Below are 16,390 nucleotides of genomic sequence, written 5' to 3'. Positions count from 1 at the left end.
GCGGGCATGGCCCTCTACGGGCATCCCAGGCGACCGATTTTTGGAAAGCTAGATCCTCGCACGATCGCGCGCGACGACACGAAAGTGCGTTTTATGGACGCTAAGGCCGAACAGATCGGCAACATCATGTTTGAGCGACGGCGTATACACCTAATATATGGCCATGATCCGGCACACACACAGCGCATTGCATTTGCCTACACAAAGATGTAGGCTTGCGGCATGAAGATCGCGGGCTTTGACTGGGATGGCGGGAACTGGCCCAAATGCGGCAAGCACGGCGTTGCCCGCGAGGAGATCGAGCAGGTGTTGCTAGGCGGGCCTGCGGTGATGGCCGATCCTCATCCCGGCGAACCGCGTATGCGGGCGATCGGGAAAACGGCGGACGGGCGCTATGTTTTCCTGGTGTTCATGCTCCGGGAGATCGCCGGCCAGTCGAGGCTCCGGCCCATCAGCGCCCGCTATATGCACCAGAAGGAGATCGAGCATTATGAAGGCCAGGAATAAGCCCATGCCCTCGCTCGCCAGCGATGCGGCGGCCGAACGGTTCGTCGCCACGGCCGACCTGTCGGATTATGACCTGTCCGGCTTCAAGCCCATGCGCTTCGAGATCGAGCCGAAATCGGCCGCGCTCAATATGCGCCTGCCCGCCGCGCTACTGGACGCGGTGAAGGCCAGAGCCAGGGCCAGGGGCATCCCTTACACCCGCTATGTGCGGATGCTGCTGGAATCCGATGTCGCCCATCGGTGAACGGCAGCGCGAGACGTCACGCCGGATCGGACCGCCCCGCGAAGAACAGGTTTCCCGGCTGCGAACCCTGGTAATCTGTATATGTGTATACGCCTATACAGCAATTTCGCGTGCTAATGGCGGGTCCGCTTCGGGGGCGTCGGCGCAGACAGCAGCGCGTCAAAGGCGGCGTCATCGCCCAATGCATAGCGGCGCAGCGGATCGTCCTCCATCATGCGACCGGCCTGGACCTCGCGCCAGGTCACATAGCGCAGCCGGCCCCGGTCCAGCACGCCACCGACAAGGCATTCGGCGCGCAGGAACATCCATATCTGGCTCTGCCGGTGCTGGACGAACGCCTCGAAATCGCCATTCGTCTCTTGGAGATGCACCGCCACTAAATCGCAGACGAGATTGAATATCCGCATGAGGCCGAGCCGGCTTTCCTCATCGGTGATCGCCGCGTGCAGTTCCAACACTTCGGCGCGGATCGCGGGAAGGGGGACGGCACCGCTCTCCCCATAGGCCATGAGCCGATCCCAAAGATCAATGACGCGCTGATCCATGTTCCATCCTTCCGCTCATAGGAGCCGAACAGGATCAGCTTGAGGATGCGGCCGCCCTTGCGCTTGTCGGAGAGCTTGGTTTTGACAGCATCCTCGAACTCATCGAACAGGACGCGGGCGACCCGTTCCAGCTCGCGGCGCTTGGCGGCGGGAAGATGATCGAGGCCGGCGCGCATGGTCAGGGCACCGAGATTTGCGTGATGCCCGGAGCGGCGGTGATTTCGTCCACGAGGCTATCGACGGTTTCCATGCGGTGGCTGGGCCAGTCGCGCGAAACGGTGACATAGCCGGCGTTGGTCTGGACATTGATGGTTGCGGTGGCGGGGAGCAGATCGAGCAGCGCGGCGAGCTTGTCCTGAATGTCGGGGGTGATGCGGTCGATTCCCGGTCCCACCATCAGGAGCTGCCAGGAGAGGCGCGAGGTGTCAGTCATGGGCATTTCCTTCCGCGTCGAAGGCCCGTTTGCCGCGCCGCTTCCAGAGTGCGAGCGCGTTGCCATCTTCTCGCGCGCGGGCGGCGAGATCGAGCATCGCGCCGTAGAGGGTGGCGCGATCGTCGTCGGCAAGATCGACGAGGCCGGCCTTCTGGACGAGGCCGCCCAGCTCTATGAGATGGCGGGTGCGTTCGCGGCGCTGCACGACCCATTCCCTCGTATCGGTGCGGCGCTGCGCGGCCTCAACCCTGTGCCTCGCCTGCGTCAGCCTGATTTCTGCTTTCGCCGTTGCCGCCAGAGCGTCGCCCAGCCTTGCGTCCGCGCCCTTGAAAGAAGGCGACGCCCTTCGCGCGCCATGCCTCCTTTGCTTGTGCGTTCGCTTCCACGGCGGCGGCGAGCGCCCCGGCGAGCGTATCGAGATCGAGCGCATTGGCTCCGGTTGCCGTCACCAGTAGCCCAAGTTGCTGAATCTTCTTCGCCTTGATAGACTTGGCCTTGTCGTTCAGCACCCGCAATTCGGCGTCATAGTCGCGCACCTTCCGCATATTCTTTCCCTCGCGCCCATGAACAGGAGGCCGCAGCGTAGCACGATCGCGCGCGCGAGGAAGGCCCCGAAGCGAAAAATGCGGCGAAGTCAATCACGCGAACGGCAGAGAGTGTGAGTGCGCGCTTATACGTCGTTGCCGACGTGCGCTAAGAAAGGCAGTATAGAGGCCGTCATGGCGATCTACCATTTCTCAGCCAAGGTCATCAGCCGCGCCAACGGATCGAGCGCCGTTGCCAGCGCGGCCTATCGCGCGGCGGAGCGGCTGCACGACGACCGGCTTGGGCGAACCCAAGATTTCTCGAACAAGGCCGGCGTCGTCCATTCGGAAATCATGTTGCCCGAAGGTGCGCCGGAGCGTTTAAACGACCGCACGACCTTGTGGAACGAGGTCGAGGCGGGGGAGATCAGGAAGGATGCCCAGCTTGCCCGCGAGGTAGAGTTCTCGATTCCACGCGAAATGAATCAGGCGCAGGGCGTCGCGCTCGCCCGCGAATTTGTCGAAAAGCAGTTTGTCGAACGCGGCATGGTCGCGGACCTGAATGTGCATTGGGACATGGGCAAGGATGGGATGCCCAAGCCCCACGCGCATGTCATGTTGTCGATGCGCGAGGTGGACGGGGAGGGGTTCGGGAAGAAGGTCCGCGAGTGGAACCGAACCGAGCTGTTGGAAGGGTGGCGCGAGGCATGGGCGAACCATGTTAACGAGCGGCTTGCCGAGCTGGATATTGATGCCCGCATAGATCATCGCACCTTGGAGGCGCAGGGGATCGACCTTGAGCCGCAGCACAAGATCGGGCCGGCGGCGTCGCGGATGCCCAAACAGGGGCTTGAGGCCGAGCGGGTCGAGGACCATGCCCGGATCGCGCGCGAGAATGGCGAGAAGATCATCGCCAATCCCGAAATCGCGCTGGACGCCATCACGCGGCAGCAGGCGACGTTCACGCGGCGCGACCTGGCGCAGTTCGCGTTCCGGCACAGCGACGGCAAGGATCAGTTCGACCAGGTGATGAGCGCGGTGCGGTCCTCGCCCGAGCTGGTGGCGCTGGGGAAGGACGGGCGCGGCGAGGACCGCTTTACCTCGCGCGACATGATCGACACCGAGCGGCGGCTTGAACGGGCCGCCGATCGGCTTGGCGCGAGGGAGGGGCATGGTCTCCCGGCAGCGTCGCTATCAAGGGAGCTGGACACCGCCGGGAGTGGGGGCCTGGTGCTGGGGGGTGAGCAGCAGGCCGCTTTGGAGCATATAGCAGGCAAGAGCGATCTTTCCATAGTCGTCGGCTATGCCGGCACCGGCAAGTCGGCGATGCTGGGGGTGGCGCGCGAGGCGTGGGAGCATCAGGGCTATCAGGTGCGCGGCGCGGCCCTGTCGGGGATCGCGGCCGAGAATCTGGAAGGCGGGTCCGGCATTGCGTCGCGGACGATCGCCAGCCTTGAATATCAGTGGGACCAGGGCCGCGAGCTGCTGACCAATCGCGACGTGCTGGTGATAGACGAGGCCGGCATGATCGGCACGCGCCAGATGGAGCGCGTGTTGTCGGCGGCCGAACAGGCGGGCGCGAAGGTCGTTCTTGTCGGCGACCCGGAGCAGTTGCAGGCGATCGAGGCCGGCGCGGCGTTCCGCAGCCTCGCGGAGCGGCACGGCGCGGCCGAGATCACCACCATACGCCGCCAGCATGAGGACTGGCAGCGCGACGCCACGAAGGCGCTGGCGACGAGCCGCACCGGCGAGGCCGTCCACGCCTATGAGCGGCACGGCATGGTCACGGCGGCCGAGACGCGCGAGGCGGCGCGCGCGGACCTGGTGGACCGCTGGGATGCCGAGCGCATCGCCGCGCCGGATCAGTCGCGGATCATCCTCACCCACACCAATGCCGAGGTGCGCGATTTGAACCTGGCCGCGCGCGATCGGATGCGCGCCAGCGGCGAGCTGGGGGACGATGTGCGGGTGTCGGCCGAGCGCGGCGCGCGCGAGTTCGCGAGCGGCGACCGCATCATGTTCCTGAAAAACGAGCGCGGCCTTGGCGTGAAGAACGGCACGCTGGGGAAGGTCGAGCGCGTATCGCCCGATAGCATGGCCGTTCGCCTTGACGATGGCCGATCGGTGGCGTTCGACCTCAAGGATTATGCCCATGTCGATCACGGCTATGCCGCCACCATCCATAAATCGCAGGGCGTGACGGTCGATCGGGCGCACGTCCTCGCCACCCCCGGCATGGACCGCCATTCGGCCTATGTGGCGCTGTCGCGGCATCGCGACGGGGTGCAGCTCCATTACGGCCGCGACGACTTCGCCGATCAGCGTCAGCTCACCCGCACGCTCTCGCGCGAGCGGGCGAAGGATATGGCGTCGGATTATCCGATGGTCCGCGACCGCGACGCGGAGATTCGTGCTTTCGCCGACCGGCGGGGCTTGTCGGGCGAGATCCGGTTGCCGGATGCGCCCGAGAGGCGCGGCGTGGAGATCCTTGGCCCTCGCGCGGGAACCATGCGCCAGATGGGCGAGGATTCCCGGTCGATCGACCGCGGCGCTGGCGCGGGACAAGCCGCGGCCGAGCGGCAACCGCGGCGGGGCATGTTCGACGGCTTCCGGCCTGCCCCGCAGCGCCCAGCGCCGGAGCCGACGCACACCGGCGAGCGCGAGAAGGCGGCTCCCAAGCGCGGTATGTTCGACGGGCTGAAGCTGTCGGCCGCGCCGCTGAAGGGCGCGGAGCGCGCTCCGGTCCCGGCCGATCGCGGCCAGGGCCGCGACTATGCCCGCGCGGTCGAGCGGGCCTCGCGTTCGGCCGAAGCGGTGTTGCAGGCGCAGGCATCGGGCGCTCCGATCCTTGAGCATCAGAAAGTCGCGTTCGAGCGCGCGACACAGGCGCTGGACCAGATCAGGCCGGGAGCCTCGCGCGATATGGCGGCGGCGATGCAGCGCGACCCCGCCTTGCTGCGCGAAGCGGCAGCGGGGCGCAGCGGCCCCATAATCGACGCGATGGCGCAGGAAGCCCGCGTGCGGGCCGATCCGAACTTGCGCGCCGATCGGTTCGTGGAACGCTGGCAGGGGCTGAAACAGGAGCGCGACCGCCTTTATCGCGCCGGCGACATGGCGGGCCGCGAGCGCACGGGCAAGGAAATGGCGGGCATGGCGAAAAGCCTTGAGCGCGATCCCCAGGTGGAATCGGTCCTGCGTAATCGCACGCGCGAGCTGGGGCTTGAGATCGGCATGGGCCGGGGACGCGGCATGGACAGCGGCGACCTTGGCCGCGAGCTGGCGCGGGATTTGGGGATAGGCATGGGGCGCGGCATGAGCCGGTAGGAGAGGATGATGGACGAGGACAATTATCGCGACAACGGCGGGTCCGGCGACGATCCGATAGCGGCGTTCGAGCAGTTGCGTGGCGAGGTGGCGTTGGTGCGCCTTGCCGTCGAGGGGCTGGCCCGCGCGCGCGAGTCCATCGACATTCCCGATTATCAGCCGACGCTCGCCAACACCGAGAAGATATTGCTGGCACTCACCCAGCGGGTCGATGCGATAGCGAAAAGCCCTGCGATGAAACTTACCCCGGAGACGATGGGGGAGCGTGTAAACGCTTCGGTGGCGGGCGCGGCGGGCGAGCTGCGCAATCTGGTGCATAGCACGCGATCGGACATGAGCGAGGCGACGCGGGAATTGCGGGGGCTTGTCGGAACGACGCGCGCGCGCTGGCAACAGGATCGGTGGCTGTTGTGGACCGGCTTGGGCGGGGCGGTGCTGGGGATGCTGGCTTGGGCGCTTCTCGCTGGCCTGATGGCGCGCGCCATGCCCGATAGTTGGCAATGGCCGGAGCGTGGAGCAATGCAGTTACTCGCCGAACCAACGATGTGGGATGCCGGCACGCATCTGATGGCGCGCGCCTCGCCGACGAGCTGGGAGGCGATCGTCGCCGCCGCTAATCTGGCGCGGGACAATCGCGAGACGATCGAGGCATGCCGTGCGTCCGCCGTCAAGGCGAAGAAGCCGGGGCGCTGCACGATCGAGGTCAAGCCGGGGGTGGTGCGTCCTGACGCGCCTCGCCGCACGCTTCGGACAGTGACGAGTTGAGGTTATAGAGGGCATAGCGTGGATGGTACGCCAAACAACGATAAGATCGAACAATCAGCGAACACTTGGGCGGCGCAGCTATTTGGCTGCGGTTGCTCAACCCCTGATCAATAAACGCATTGAGGCGGCATGCAGGGCATCCCGGACAGCTTTCCGAATTGATCGGATACACGAGTACGCATGGCGGTGAGCGCCCGCGCTAAGTCAGGAGTCGAGGTGCGTAGCTGGGCCAGGTAGCGGGCACGATTGGCTGAGATGCGCTGAGCTCGTTCTGCCTGGGCGGCTTGCGCGGCGGTGACCGCTGGCTTGGTTGCGATGCTGAGTGCTGACTGACCCTCAAACTGCCGGACGAGTAGAGCGACTAGCGTCTCGGCATCAGGGGGAAAGTCCGCCAGACGGTCTTGCCTGGTCAAGTCGGGCTCGCCACTAGGCCCTTCCTCGTTTACCAACGTCACGACCCATCCCTCTGTCTCGATCCGCCAGCGGACGAGAGCATCGTCGCTGGCGAAACTGAGGCGGACGTTGCCCGTCGTGGTCGGCATAAGCGATGGTATCTCGGGAACGGCGTACAATGTCGCATCCAGTGCCCAGGTGCCGAAGCGTTGTGTGGGCGCATCTTCCTGCCCTGGGAAAACACGGAAGGCGGCGAACTCGCTGTCTTGATGGAAAAAGCCCTCACCATGCGTCAGCGTGGCCAGCACCTTGCCGTCGCTGTGGACCGGCGTTGAAGCGGGACCCCACCAAGACGAGACCAACTGGGTTGATTTTCATATGCAAATAGCCTTGGGCCGAGTCCTCATCGGCGCCTATCAGGACCTGGCTAATTTCGGAATTTTTTGTTTATTCAGCGTGTTACTGCGCATGGGCTGGGGTCCCGCTTCAACGCCGGTCCACACTCAGGGCTGTGGATAAGCGCCCAAACCGAACCCCGTCTTTTTAGGGATTAACCAACTGACAAGGAGTAATTCTTACTTTTCCCGGGGTGCCGATCAGCGCCAATCGGGACCGCGTAAATTTCGATTCTATTCGCATTTTCAACAACTTAATCGAATTCTGGCGGGTTCCGCTTCGGAGCTTATCCACAGTCCTGCCAGCGCTCTATTATTCACCGCGTCGCTGGTGATCCGAGCTTCGCTAGATCAACGTTGCTGAGCTATTCTGACGATGGTCCGGGCAAATGAAGCGATCTTCAGATGCACACAGATCCCAAAAAATGGGCCCAGATCCGCTCGGATTATCACGATGCATGGACGCCGAGGACGCTCTTTACAGCGTCTTCGCCGGGCCAAATTCTCTGGGCGCATTCCGCCATCTCAACCCGTTACGATTGACGAAGATGATACCGCTAAGCACGCGACGATCATCAACCCTCGGCCGACCAGGGCTCTTGGAGAAAAAGGGCTCAAGCCGAGCCATCTGCTCATCCGTCAGCCAGGGCAGGTCGCTCATAATCAGTCTCCTTGCGGAGGCTGAATCAGATCCCGCCTCCCAAATCAATGGGTCCTGACCCTAGTCATCGGTGGGTCACATAGGTACATAGGCCCATAAAATTGGCCCAGTAGATTCTCCACCGTACCAGTAAATCTTGTTAGAGATTTGGGTTGCCGAAATTACATACCATGAAATGCCCGAAGAATGGGAAATCGATGCGAATTTGATTTCCCCAATTCATGCAATCTGTTTATTATATTGGGCGTTCAACGGCTGCTGCGCGATGCCGCCAGCAGGGCGCAAATAACCCAGGACCATCCCGATCATGAATTCGCGCCAGCGCGCTCTGCCCTGCGGCTGGGTCAGGTCCGCGTCCAGAAACACCGACATCACCTTCCCGGTCAGGAAGCATCCCTCGCACAACATCAGGCATGCAGCGAAAAACATGGGCGCATCGACATCAACCCGGAAGACGCCCAGTTTCGCACCACGATTGAGCACTTCATTCAGCCGCTGGATAAGGATCGGCATGTCGCGCCGAAACTTGCTGCGCGCCGAAACATGCGAGCCCCGGCTGATATTCTCCGATAGCGAGAGCGGGCCAATCAGCGGATTATTCTCCAGGAAGATGAATGTTCGGTCGAGGAACGCTTTGATCGCTACTTCCGGGTCCATGCTGGCATAGTCAACGCGCAGATGTTCTTCCATCGTAACGGTGGCGATGTCTTCCAGCACCGCGACGTGGATTTCCTCCTTGCTGCCAAAATAATGATAGACGAGCTGCGTCGATACCGATGCTCGTTCGGCAATGCGCGTCATCTGCGCACCAGACGCCCCGTGCTCGGCGATTTCTTCGGCGGCGGCCTGAATGATCCTCTGCACGGTCAGATGCGATGACCGCGGCATCGCCGCTTCGCCGATCACTCCTTTTTCAGCCTTTTTCGGACTTTTTTTGATTGCACTCTCCATGACGGCAAAATCACGGAAAGGCGTTGCAAAGTCAACTTTTTCGGCCGGTTCGCCGATGCGGTCCAATTCCCCGGAAGGCCTACAATTCTGCGGATATTAACCTGCTATTTGGCACCGTCTCAAACGAATTCCCTAACTGCAGCTGTCATAATCCGTACAAAAGGCCGGTCAGGAACGGCGGGTGGTGATGGATCGGTGGAATGGAATTTCCCGATCGATGCCAGCATCGTCGCATAAGGAGAGCGAAGAGCATGGGGCAACTTGATGGCAAGGTCGTGGTCATTACAGGAGGTGGCAAAGGCCTTGGCCGCGGCATGTCGAGGGTGTTCGCCCGGGATGGCGCGCATGTTGTCATCGCCGAACTGGACGGAATCGCCGCCGAGGAAACCGCCAGAGCAATCGAGGCGGAGACGGGCGTCGCATGTCTTGCCTATCCTTGTGACATCACCCATCGCGATCAGGCGATTGGTGCCATCGAAAAGGCTGTTGGTCATTTTGGCGGCCTGGATGTCGTCATCAACAATGCGTCGATGCTGTCGCCAAACATTCTGCTGGAGCAGAAGACCGACGCTATGCTGCACGGTTCGCTGCAGGTCGCCTTGTGGTCGACCTGGTGGACAATGCAGGCCGCCCTTCCCCACCTGCGCGCGCGGGGCGGCGGCAGCATCATCAACTTCTTCTCGATCGATGCGCAGGTCGGGTCCTGGTATCACAGCGACTATAATGTCGCGAAGTCGGCGGTGCTGGGGCTGACGCGAACGGCGGCGGTCGAATGGGGTCGCTTCAACGTACGCGTCAACGCCATCGCGCCCACGGGGCTCGGTACAGTGATGGAAAAGCTGGTCGAGGACGACCCATCCTTTTTCGATATGGTGGCCGCGATCAATCCGCTCGGGCGTGTGGGCGACCCTGAACGCGATGTCGCCCCTGTGGCAGTATTCCTGGCATCCGATGCGGCCCGTTTCATGACGGGCGAACTCTTGCATGTCGACGGCGGACAGCATGTGCCCGGTTTCAACAACAAGCCGCCGGACTGGGCGACGATGGACGAAAACCCGTGAAGCGGTCCATGGCGCCCCTCCCGCCACAAGCAGAACAATTTCATGAATGCGACGCCCCGATTGCGTCCGAAAGGCAAATGATGACGTCGCCTGGCGAAATTTCGACCTTCCGGGACGAAAAAGTCCCCGCCCTGATCCAGTCTCTCCAGCAATTGCGACCCATGATAGCGGGCCATGCCGCAGCCGCAGAGGCGCAGCGCTCGCCTGTCGCTCAAGTGGCGGACGCACTGAACGACCTGGGCATTTTCACCCTTCTGATGCCTGAACGCTGGGGCGGAGCTGGACTTTCGACCAGCGGCTTCGCCAAGGTCGAGATCGAACTGGCGAAAGCGGATCCGGCCATGGCCTGGGTCGCGCAGATCCTGAACGGCACGACCTGGATAGCCACGACCGCGTCTGACGCGCTGCAGGAGGCCTTGTTCGCCGATGGACCGGCATTGATCTGCGGCGCCTATAATCCGCCCGGCATCGCCCGGAAGGTGGACGGCGGTTATATCGTCAGCGGACGCTGGCCCTACAGTTCGGGATCGCGCCAGGCTGCATGGGCGCAATGTGGTTGCGTACTGACCGATACCGGCCAGCCCGTCACGCCGGGGATCAACATGGCCTATATCCCCATGGACCAGATCACCATCGAAGATAGCTGGTTCGTCACGGGCCTTCAGGGAACAGGTTCCGATACCACCGTGGCGAAGGACGTGTTTGTCCCCGATCACCGCATGGTGACGATGGAGCGCACCTTTGGCCATGTGGAAGATGGCAAGCGCCATGTCGGCGCGCCGTCGGACCGCTTCGCGCTCGTGCCGCTGGTGCGGGCCACCGGGCTGGCCCAATTCGTCGGTGCGGCCGAGGCCATGCTGGAAATCGTCGAAGCCGATTCCAAGCTTAAGCCCATCGTGACGACGACGTACAAGCATCGCACGGATTCCAGCGTCGTCGTGCATGATCTGGGCCGGGTCGCGGCCCAGCTGGATAACGCTCGGCTGCTGCTGTTTCAGGTTACAGGCCAGCTTGATGAGGCGGCGCTGGCCGGCCGCCCCCTCGCGCCGCTGGAGAGAGCGCAACATAAGGCGCTGTGCGCGCAGGCGACGGAACTGATCCACGCGGTGATCGAAAAGCTCATGTTCATCGCCGGGTCGTCCGCTTTCTCGCTTGCCAGCCCGCTGCAGCGCTATTGGCGCGATGTCCATGTCGGTTTGCGCCACATCGCCAACCTGCCAAGCCTTGGATACGAGGTCTACGGTCGCGACCGACTGGCGCTTTCGCCCAACATCATCCCCGTCGGCGCTTACTAAACAACATAATCCATAAAAAAGGGGGAGAGAGATGATGAGGAAATACGTCCAACCGTGGCTGCTCTCGGCGTCGTTCGTGTCGATCATGCTGCCGCAGTTTTGCATGGCGCAAGTTCCCGCGACCACCGGTACGGCCCTGGAATCGCCGCCGATAAATGCGGCCGAGCTTGGAGATATCGTCGTCACGGCGCGCCGGACTTCCGAAAGCATTCAGCGGATACCCGTGACGGTGAGCGCATTTTCAGCGAGCAGCCTGCGCGAGGCATCGGTAACGACACCGGAAACGCTGCAACAGCGCATCCCGGGCGTCTATCTAGGGGGCGCGGGAGCTTCGACCAACACCGTGTTCGTCATACGCGGCCAGGCAAAGCCCCTGATCGGCGTTGGGCAGCCGGGTGCGATCACCTATTTTGCCGACGTGCCTTTGCCGACCGTGGCGAGCAGCCAACCGCAATATGACATGGGATCTATTCAGGTCCTTAAGGGGCCACAAGGTACGTTGTTCGGGCGCAATACTACCGGGGGTGCCGTGCTGCTGTATCCGCAGGCACCGACATATGCCTTTGGCGGCTATGTGCAGGGCACGATCGGCAATTTCCAGATGCGCGGCGCAGAGGGCGCGCTCAACCTTCCCATCAGCGACGAAAAAGTCGCGCTCCGAATTGCCGGCCGCTACACGCGGCGCGACGGATATTTTCACTCCATGGGCATCAACCAGCGGCTCTACGACATCAACAATGGCGCTTTCCGGGCTTCCTTGCTGGTCCAGCCGTCGGAGGCCATAAAGAGCCTGACGATCTTCGACTATTACAAGGCGAATGAGAACGGGCCGGGCCAGACCTTTATCGGGTTCTTCCCGGGCAGCCTGCTCGAAGGGCTGGCGCCCTTCACCAATCCGAGCCTGAACAGCCTGCTGTCCCAACAGCGTTCCATCGGGAAAAGGCGCAATTTTTCCGACATAGAGACTTTCGACCGGTCGACGGCATTCGGTCTCACCAATCGGACGGATCTGGAAGTCGGCAATCTGACTTTCACCAACATTGTCGGCATCCGTGACGTGAAATGGGCCAGCCAGGCGAATTTCGACGGCTTACCTGCGGTCGATCTGTTCGGCGGCGGCCCCGGGCCCGTTCTAAACAGTTATCGTTCCAACGCCTTTCATCAGGTGACCGAAGAACTGCAGGTTCACGGAAAAGCGTTTGACGATCGGCTAAGCTGGCTCGTCGGCGGCTTCTACCTGACCAGCAAGCCGGACGGCGAAAATGCGGATCGGGCCGATGTGCTGAACGGGTCGGGAACGGCCGTATATACTTTCTCGACTGAAAACAGCCGCGCGATATTCGGCAATCTCAGTTACGATCTGGGCGGGTTGGCGCCGGGTCTGAAACTTGACTTGGGTGCGCGCTATACATGGGATCGCATCGACGTATGCAGCGCTCTCGGCGGTGCGACTCCTCCCTATCCGGGTCGGCGTGCCGACTGCAACGGCGGGGTGCTGACGGGTGCGGCACGTACCAGGGCTCGCTTCAAGAAGCCGACATGGACGGCCGCGTTAAACTGGCAGATCGACCGGGATAATTTCGCCTATATCACGACCCGGCGGGGATATCGCGCGGGCGGTGTGAACGTTCCCGTCCTTGGACCGGGCCTCGCGCCTTTCCAGCTTTTCGATCCGGAAACCATTACCGACGTGGAACTGGGCCTCAAATCGAAATGGACGATCGGCGCGGTTCGCGGCCAGGTGAATATCGCGGCCTTCGCAGCCAAATCGAAAAATGTTCAGTATAACGTGCTCGGCCTGTTCACCACGGCCGGCTGTACGCCCGCCTCTAGCTTCGACGGGGACTGCGATGTCGCCAATGACCCGTCCAGCGCCGCGCTGATCATCAACGCGGGGGACACGCGGGTGCGCGGGATCGAGGCTAGCCTTACCATCCACCCCACGCCGATGCTGACGCTTGATGTCGGCGCAAGTCACATAGCGCCCAAGACGACGCACACGACCTATGGCACTCTGACGCCCTTCGTCGTTGCCGGCGGCGGCGATCCGGCGGTGATTCCGTTCCAATATGTTCCCAAAACGACCGTGTCGGTCGGCGCGCGCTATGAAGTGGATGCCGGCGCCGCCGGCACATTTGTCGCCAACCTGGACTATTACTGGTCGGACAAGGTTACCTACGGCCTCTACACGGCAGACGCCTATGACACGGTAAACGCCCGGATCGACCTTAACGACGTGGCTGGATTGCCCATCGACCTAAGCCTGTTCGCGCGAAACCTTTTCAACGCGGACTGGGTTGCGACCAACGGCGTGGTCGGTTTCCTGCCCGGCATCGTCACGGTCGATTATAATGAACCAAGAACGTTCGGCATTCAGGCTCGCTACCGCTTCTAACGCATAAATATGAGGACGCCATGACACAGAAATCTGAAGATTATGTCGAGATATATAACCTACTTGGCAAATATTCCAACGTGTTCGATTTTCGGGAATGGGACCGTCTGGGCGAACTTTTCACGACGGACGCCATATTGGACCCGTCGTCCGAAGGATATCCCGTTATTACGGGGTTAGAGGCGATGAAGGCCATATTTCCGCAAAATCCGCCGCCCAACGTCCACACCAATCTCAATTTCGTGATCGAGGATTATGACGGGACTCATGCCAAGGTCCACACGCGCGCGCTGACCATCGATGCCGAACGCAAGGTCGTCCCCGGCTATTACGAAGACGATCTTATCAAGACCAGCGATGGCTGGCGGATAGCAAGGCGCCTTGTGCACCAACTACTCCCGCCGCTGTAATGAACCAATAATGAAGATGGAGGGTGCCGTGCAGGGAAAGATCGTGATCGGTGGAGATATGGAGGACAAGTTTCTCCTTCGCGAATTGCTGGAGACCTATTGTCGCGGAATTGATCGCCGCGATCTCGAACTCGTTCGAAGCTGTTTTCACGAGGATGCCATCGATGATCATGGCTCGCTGTTTCGGGGCAGTCGGGACGACTATATCGCCTTCATTCCGACCTATATCGATCAATTCAGCATGACCACCCACCATATCACCAACGCGCTATTCAACGTGGACGGAGACCGGGCGGAAGGCGAAAGCTATGTCCTGGCCAATCACGTCACGCGAGGCTGGGCACCCCAGAACATCATCGCCAGCGGAAGATATGCGGATCGATTTGAGCGGCGTGACGGCGTCTGGCGGATCATTCACCGCACCGGCGTTGCCGACTGGTCGACGATCGCCGGTGGCTTCGATCCGGACGGCTGGGTCGGCAAGGTCGACGGATCAGACCCGTCTTACACCCTTCTGAACATGTTTGTCTGACGCCGTCTGAGATTGGTTTAATTTGGAGATTGGATGTGGGAAGTTCGCTGAAAGCACGGTTGCAACAGCTCGAAGATCGGCGTGCAATCGAGGACTTGATCCATCTTTACGGTCATCTGATCGATACCGCCCGTTTCACGGAAATCGCCGCACTTTTCGTCAGCGACGGTATCCTGGATTATGGGTCGGGAGAATTTAGGGGGCGGCCCGCCATTGAGGATTTCTACTGCAACTATCCAGTCAAATTGCTTGGTACGGCGCATCATGTCTCCAATGTGTACATCCGGGTGGACGGCGATGTCGCCTATTCGCTCTGTCGCACCTTGGCGTTCCATTGGAACAGTCAGGACAAGGCGCCGCCCGTCTTTTCGCCGACCGACCTGCTGATGACAGGAGGCTATCAGGACAGTTTCCGGCGCGAAGATGCCGGTTGGCGCTTCGTCAAGCGCCTGCCCCTCATTTCGGGGACAGGCGTAGGAACCGAAGTCGGAGACAGTCCGCTCAAAGTAATTTGTGATGATCTTTGGCAAAGACCAGCGATATGGCCAGATGACATCTAGATAAGATCGAACACGTCGCGCGGAAGTGAATGAACGGATAAATATACATTTATCCGACCGCCGGCCTGCACATGAAGAATATCACGAACAGTTTAGTAAATTTCAAAAAATGAGGGGAGTTTGAAATGTCTGAATATGTGAAATGGGGTGTCGCGCTGGGAAGCCTGATCATTGCCACCGCTCAATATCCTGCGGCTCTGGCGCAAACGGATCCTGTGCCGCAGGCGACGGCAGACGAACAAGCGATCGTGGTGACGGCCCGCCGGCGCGAAGAGAGCCTGAGCACCGTCCCGGTCTCGATCGTCGCTCTTCAGGGCGCGCGCCTGGCCGAGTCGAACGTGCAGGTGCTAAGCGATGTCACCAACCTTGCGCCGGGCATCCGCTTTACCTCCGAAGGCGACCCAGGCAACACGAACATCACCTTGCGGGGACTTGGCAATCTTCCACTGGGAACCGGCGTTCCCGCCGTCGTGAACTATTTCTCGGAGGTTCCCCTGCCGGCTGTGGGCGTCGACCTGCCGATCCTCGATCTTCAGAGCGTACAGGTTCTCAAAGGGCCGCAGGGCACGCTATTTGGACGGAACACGATCGGTGGCGCAATATTGTTGACCCCGACCAAACCCACCTATGAATTCGAAGGCTATGTCCAGGGGACATTGGGCAATTATGACTATCGTGCGCTGGAGGGGGCGATCAATATCCCGATCGTGCAGGACCGGGTCGCGTTGCGTGTCGCGGCACAGATCCGTCGCCGGGACGGCCTGACCGAAAATCTCAACGGCCCGCGCGATTTCGACAATATCCATCAGGAAATGATCCGCGGCACATTGTTGCTGCAGCCCACGGAACGGCTGACCAACACGACCACGGTGAATTACTTCAAGGCGAACGAGAATTCGGGCGGCTCGGTGCTGACTGCCTATATCCCCGCATCCCTGGGTCCGCTCGAACCCATTTTCGGCAGTCAGCTAGCGGGCTATCTGGCAGCGCAGCAGCAGGTGGGCATCCACAAGGTCTTTTCCGCCACGCCATTCTCACATTCCAACCGGCGCACGCTGATCTTCGTCAACCGTACGAGCCTCGATCTTTCGGACGACGTTACCGTCAACAACATATTTGGGTATGTGAAAACACGATATGATATCGCGGGCAACAATGATGGTCTGGGGCCGCTTGTAGGCCCTTTCCCCTTCACGGTTTTTCGCCCGACACTCGTCAGCGATCGAAAATATATCACCGAAGAATTGCAACTGCAGGGCAGTTCGCTGGGCTCTGTTGCAAAGATTGGCGGCAGTCAGAGGTAGGCTGTCGCTCTGCGCCGATCAGGCGGCTGCTGCGAAATGGTGGTTGAGCATGCCCATGGCCTCCGTCAGCGCCGAGGGCCCAATGCCAAAA

17 protein-coding genes and 3 pseudogenes are annotated in these 16,390 nt (G+C 61.3%); 12 read left to right on the top strand and 8 right to left on the bottom strand.

Annotated features, from left to right (window positions below; translation table 11 throughout):
- The 3 genes and pseudogenes from WP12_RS26110 to WP12_RS21995 all read left to right on the top strand — a co-directional run.
- Positions 1 to 213 (top strand): annotated as a pseudogene (locus tag WP12_RS26110) (hypothetical protein); the annotation flags it as partial.
- A gap of 9 nt (positions 214 to 222) precedes the next feature.
- The gene (locus tag WP12_RS22000) at positions 223 to 507 is read left to right on the top strand and encodes a BrnT family toxin (RefSeq protein ID WP_046195793.1); all 285 of its coding nucleotides are present in this window, start codon (positions 223 to 225) and stop codon (positions 505 to 507) included.
- Positions 491 to 751: a BrnA antitoxin family protein gene (locus WP12_RS21995; RefSeq protein WP_046195792.1), complete on the top strand. Its 261-nt coding sequence runs from the start codon at positions 491 to 493 to the stop codon at positions 749 to 751. The genes WP12_RS22000 and WP12_RS21995 overlap by 17 nt, the downstream gene beginning before the upstream one ends.
- A 113-nt stretch (positions 752 to 864) precedes the next feature.
- Here the strand turns inward: WP12_RS21995 and WP12_RS21990 are convergent, their stop codons facing one another.
- The 5 genes and pseudogenes from WP12_RS21990 to traD all read right to left on the bottom strand — a co-directional run bounded on the left by WP12_RS21990 (position 865) and on the right by traD (position 2,274).
- Complete coding sequence (locus tag WP12_RS21990) at positions 865 to 1,296, bottom strand: hypothetical protein (protein WP_046195791.1); 432 nt, start codon at positions 1,294 to 1,296, stop codon at positions 865 to 867.
- Positions 1,290 to 1,478: pseudogene (locus WP12_RS26375) on the bottom strand (nucleotidyltransferase); the annotation flags it as partial. The pseudogene WP12_RS26375 and the gene WP12_RS21990, both read right to left, overlap by 7 nt.
- Positions 1,475 to 1,729, bottom strand: a complete 255-nt coding sequence (locus WP12_RS21985) for a hypothetical protein (protein ID WP_046195790.1) — start codon at positions 1,727 to 1,729, stop codon at positions 1,475 to 1,477. The gene WP12_RS21985 and the pseudogene WP12_RS26375, both read right to left, overlap by 4 nt.
- Positions 1,722 to 1,934 (bottom strand): conjugal transfer protein TraD, encoded by a 213-nt coding sequence (locus tag WP12_RS21980; protein ID WP_046195789.1) that lies wholly within the window; start codon positions 1,932 to 1,934, stop codon positions 1,722 to 1,724. Before WP12_RS21980 ends, WP12_RS21985 begins: the two co-directional genes overlap by 8 nt.
- 37 nt (positions 1,935 to 1,971) lie before the next feature.
- Positions 1,972 to 2,274 (bottom strand): conjugal transfer protein TraD, encoded by a 303-nt coding sequence (traD, locus tag WP12_RS21975; protein ID WP_046195788.1) that lies wholly within the window; start codon positions 2,272 to 2,274, stop codon positions 1,972 to 1,974.
- 174 nt (positions 2,275 to 2,448) lie between these two features.
- Here traD and traA point away from each other — a divergent pair, with 174 nt between their 5' ends.
- Both traA and WP12_RS21965 read left to right on the top strand, forming a co-directional pair.
- A complete protein-coding gene (gene traA / locus WP12_RS21970; protein WP_046195787.1) occupies positions 2,449 to 5,577 on the top strand; it encodes a Ti-type conjugative transfer relaxase TraA in 3,129 nt (1,042 codons plus the stop codon).
- A 6-nt stretch (positions 5,578 to 5,583) separates the two neighbouring features.
- The gene (locus tag WP12_RS21965; protein WP_046195786.1) at positions 5,584 to 6,342 is read left to right on the top strand and encodes a DUF6118 family protein; all 759 of its coding nucleotides are present in this window, start codon (positions 5,584 to 5,586) and stop codon (positions 6,340 to 6,342) included.
- Positions 6,343 to 6,449: 107 nt separating this feature from the next.
- Here WP12_RS21965 and WP12_RS21960 read toward each other — a convergent pair whose 3' ends face one another.
- The 3 genes and pseudogenes from WP12_RS21960 to WP12_RS21955 all read right to left on the bottom strand — a co-directional run bounded on the left by WP12_RS21960 (position 6,450) and on the right by WP12_RS21955 (position 8,808).
- Positions 6,450 to 7,043, bottom strand: a complete 594-nt coding sequence (locus WP12_RS21960; protein WP_200894574.1) for a hypothetical protein — start codon at positions 7,041 to 7,043, stop codon at positions 6,450 to 6,452.
- Between the two features lie 568 nt (positions 7,044 to 7,611).
- A pseudogene (locus tag WP12_RS24465) lies at positions 7,612 to 7,791 on the bottom strand (transposase); the annotation flags it as partial.
- Between the two features lie 219 nt (positions 7,792 to 8,010).
- Positions 8,011 to 8,808 (bottom strand): TetR/AcrR family transcriptional regulator, encoded by a 798-nt coding sequence (locus WP12_RS21955; RefSeq protein WP_046195784.1) that lies wholly within the window; start codon positions 8,806 to 8,808, stop codon positions 8,011 to 8,013.
- 185 nt (positions 8,809 to 8,993) lie between these two features.
- Here WP12_RS21955 and WP12_RS21950 point away from each other — a divergent pair, with 185 nt between their 5' ends.
- The 7 genes from WP12_RS21950 (at position 8,994) to WP12_RS21920 (ending at position 16,299) form a co-directional block, all read left to right on the top strand.
- Positions 8,994 to 9,803: an SDR family NAD(P)-dependent oxidoreductase gene (locus tag WP12_RS21950; protein ID WP_046195783.1), complete on the top strand. Its 810-nt coding sequence runs from the start codon at positions 8,994 to 8,996 to the stop codon at positions 9,801 to 9,803.
- 8 nt (positions 9,804 to 9,811) lie between these two features.
- A complete protein-coding gene (locus WP12_RS21945) occupies positions 9,812 to 11,098 on the top strand; it encodes an acyl-CoA dehydrogenase family protein (RefSeq protein ID WP_235399262.1) in 1,287 nt (428 codons plus the stop codon).
- Positions 11,099 to 11,132: 34 nt separating this feature from the next.
- On the top strand, positions 11,133 to 13,493 hold the full coding sequence (locus WP12_RS21940; protein ID WP_160299269.1) for a TonB-dependent receptor: 2,361 nt from the start codon (positions 11,133 to 11,135) through the stop codon (positions 13,491 to 13,493).
- Between the two features lie 20 nt (positions 13,494 to 13,513).
- Entirely contained in the window at positions 13,514 to 13,903 is a 390-nt protein-coding gene (locus WP12_RS21935) for a nuclear transport factor 2 family protein (protein ID WP_046195781.1), read from the top strand.
- Between the two features lie 10 nt (positions 13,904 to 13,913).
- Positions 13,914 to 14,435, top strand: a complete 522-nt coding sequence (locus WP12_RS21930; RefSeq protein WP_052730567.1) for a nuclear transport factor 2 family protein — start codon at positions 13,914 to 13,916, stop codon at positions 14,433 to 14,435.
- 35 nt (positions 14,436 to 14,470) lie between these two features.
- Positions 14,471 to 14,995 (top strand): nuclear transport factor 2 family protein, encoded by a 525-nt coding sequence (locus tag WP12_RS21925; protein ID WP_160299268.1) that lies wholly within the window; start codon positions 14,471 to 14,473, stop codon positions 14,993 to 14,995.
- Positions 14,996 to 15,120: 125 nt separating this feature from the next.
- On the top strand, positions 15,121 to 16,299 hold the full coding sequence (locus tag WP12_RS21920) for a TonB-dependent receptor plug domain-containing protein (protein WP_052730565.1): 1,179 nt from the start codon (positions 15,121 to 15,123) through the stop codon (positions 16,297 to 16,299).
- The last annotated feature ends 91 nt before the right edge of the window (positions 16,300 to 16,390 follow it).

Origin of the sequence: Sphingomonas sp. SRS2, from assembly GCF_000971055.1 — a bacterium.
Lineage (GTDB): Bacteria > Pseudomonadota > Alphaproteobacteria > Sphingomonadales > Sphingomonadaceae > Rhizorhabdus.
This window is presented reverse-complemented; position numbering and strand designations above follow the sequence as displayed.

Bases quoted from the DNA above. Each gene is read 5' to 3' on its own strand.
- WP12_RS21920 (WP_052730565.1), top strand. From the start codon at position 15,121: ATGTCTGAATATGTGAAATGGGGTGTCGCGCTGGGAAGCCTGATCATT.
- WP12_RS21940 (WP_160299269.1), top strand. From the start codon at position 11,133: ATGAGGAAATACGTCCAACCGTGGCTGCTCTCGGCGTCGTTCGTGTCG.
- WP12_RS21945 (WP_235399262.1), top strand. From the start codon at position 9,812: ATGGCGCCCCTCCCGCCACAAGCAGAACAATTTCATGAATGCGACGCC.
- WP12_RS21930 (WP_052730567.1), top strand. From the start codon at position 13,914: ATGAAGATGGAGGGTGCCGTGCAGGGAAAGATCGTGATCGGTGGAGAT.
- WP12_RS21990 (WP_046195791.1), bottom strand. From the start codon at position 1,296: ATGGATCAGCGCGTCATTGATCTTTGGGATCGGCTCATGGCCTATGGG.
- WP12_RS21965 (WP_046195786.1), top strand. From the start codon at position 5,584: ATGATGGACGAGGACAATTATCGCGACAACGGCGGGTCCGGCGACGAT.
- WP12_RS21935 (WP_046195781.1), top strand. From the start codon at position 13,514: ATGACACAGAAATCTGAAGATTATGTCGAGATATATAACCTACTTGGC.
- WP12_RS22000 (WP_046195793.1), top strand. From the start codon at position 223: ATGAAGATCGCGGGCTTTGACTGGGATGGCGGGAACTGGCCCAAATGC.
- traA (WP_046195787.1), top strand. From the start codon at position 2,449: ATGGCGATCTACCATTTCTCAGCCAAGGTCATCAGCCGCGCCAACGGA.
- WP12_RS21950 (WP_046195783.1), top strand. From the start codon at position 8,994: ATGGGGCAACTTGATGGCAAGGTCGTGGTCATTACAGGAGGTGGCAAA.
- WP12_RS21995 (WP_046195792.1), top strand. From the start codon at position 491: ATGAAGGCCAGGAATAAGCCCATGCCCTCGCTCGCCAGCGATGCGGCG.
- traD (WP_046195788.1), bottom strand. From the start codon at position 2,274: ATGCGGAAGGTGCGCGACTATGACGCCGAATTGCGGGTGCTGAACGAC.
- WP12_RS21985 (WP_046195790.1), bottom strand. From the start codon at position 1,729: ATGACTGACACCTCGCGCCTCTCCTGGCAGCTCCTGATGGTGGGACCG.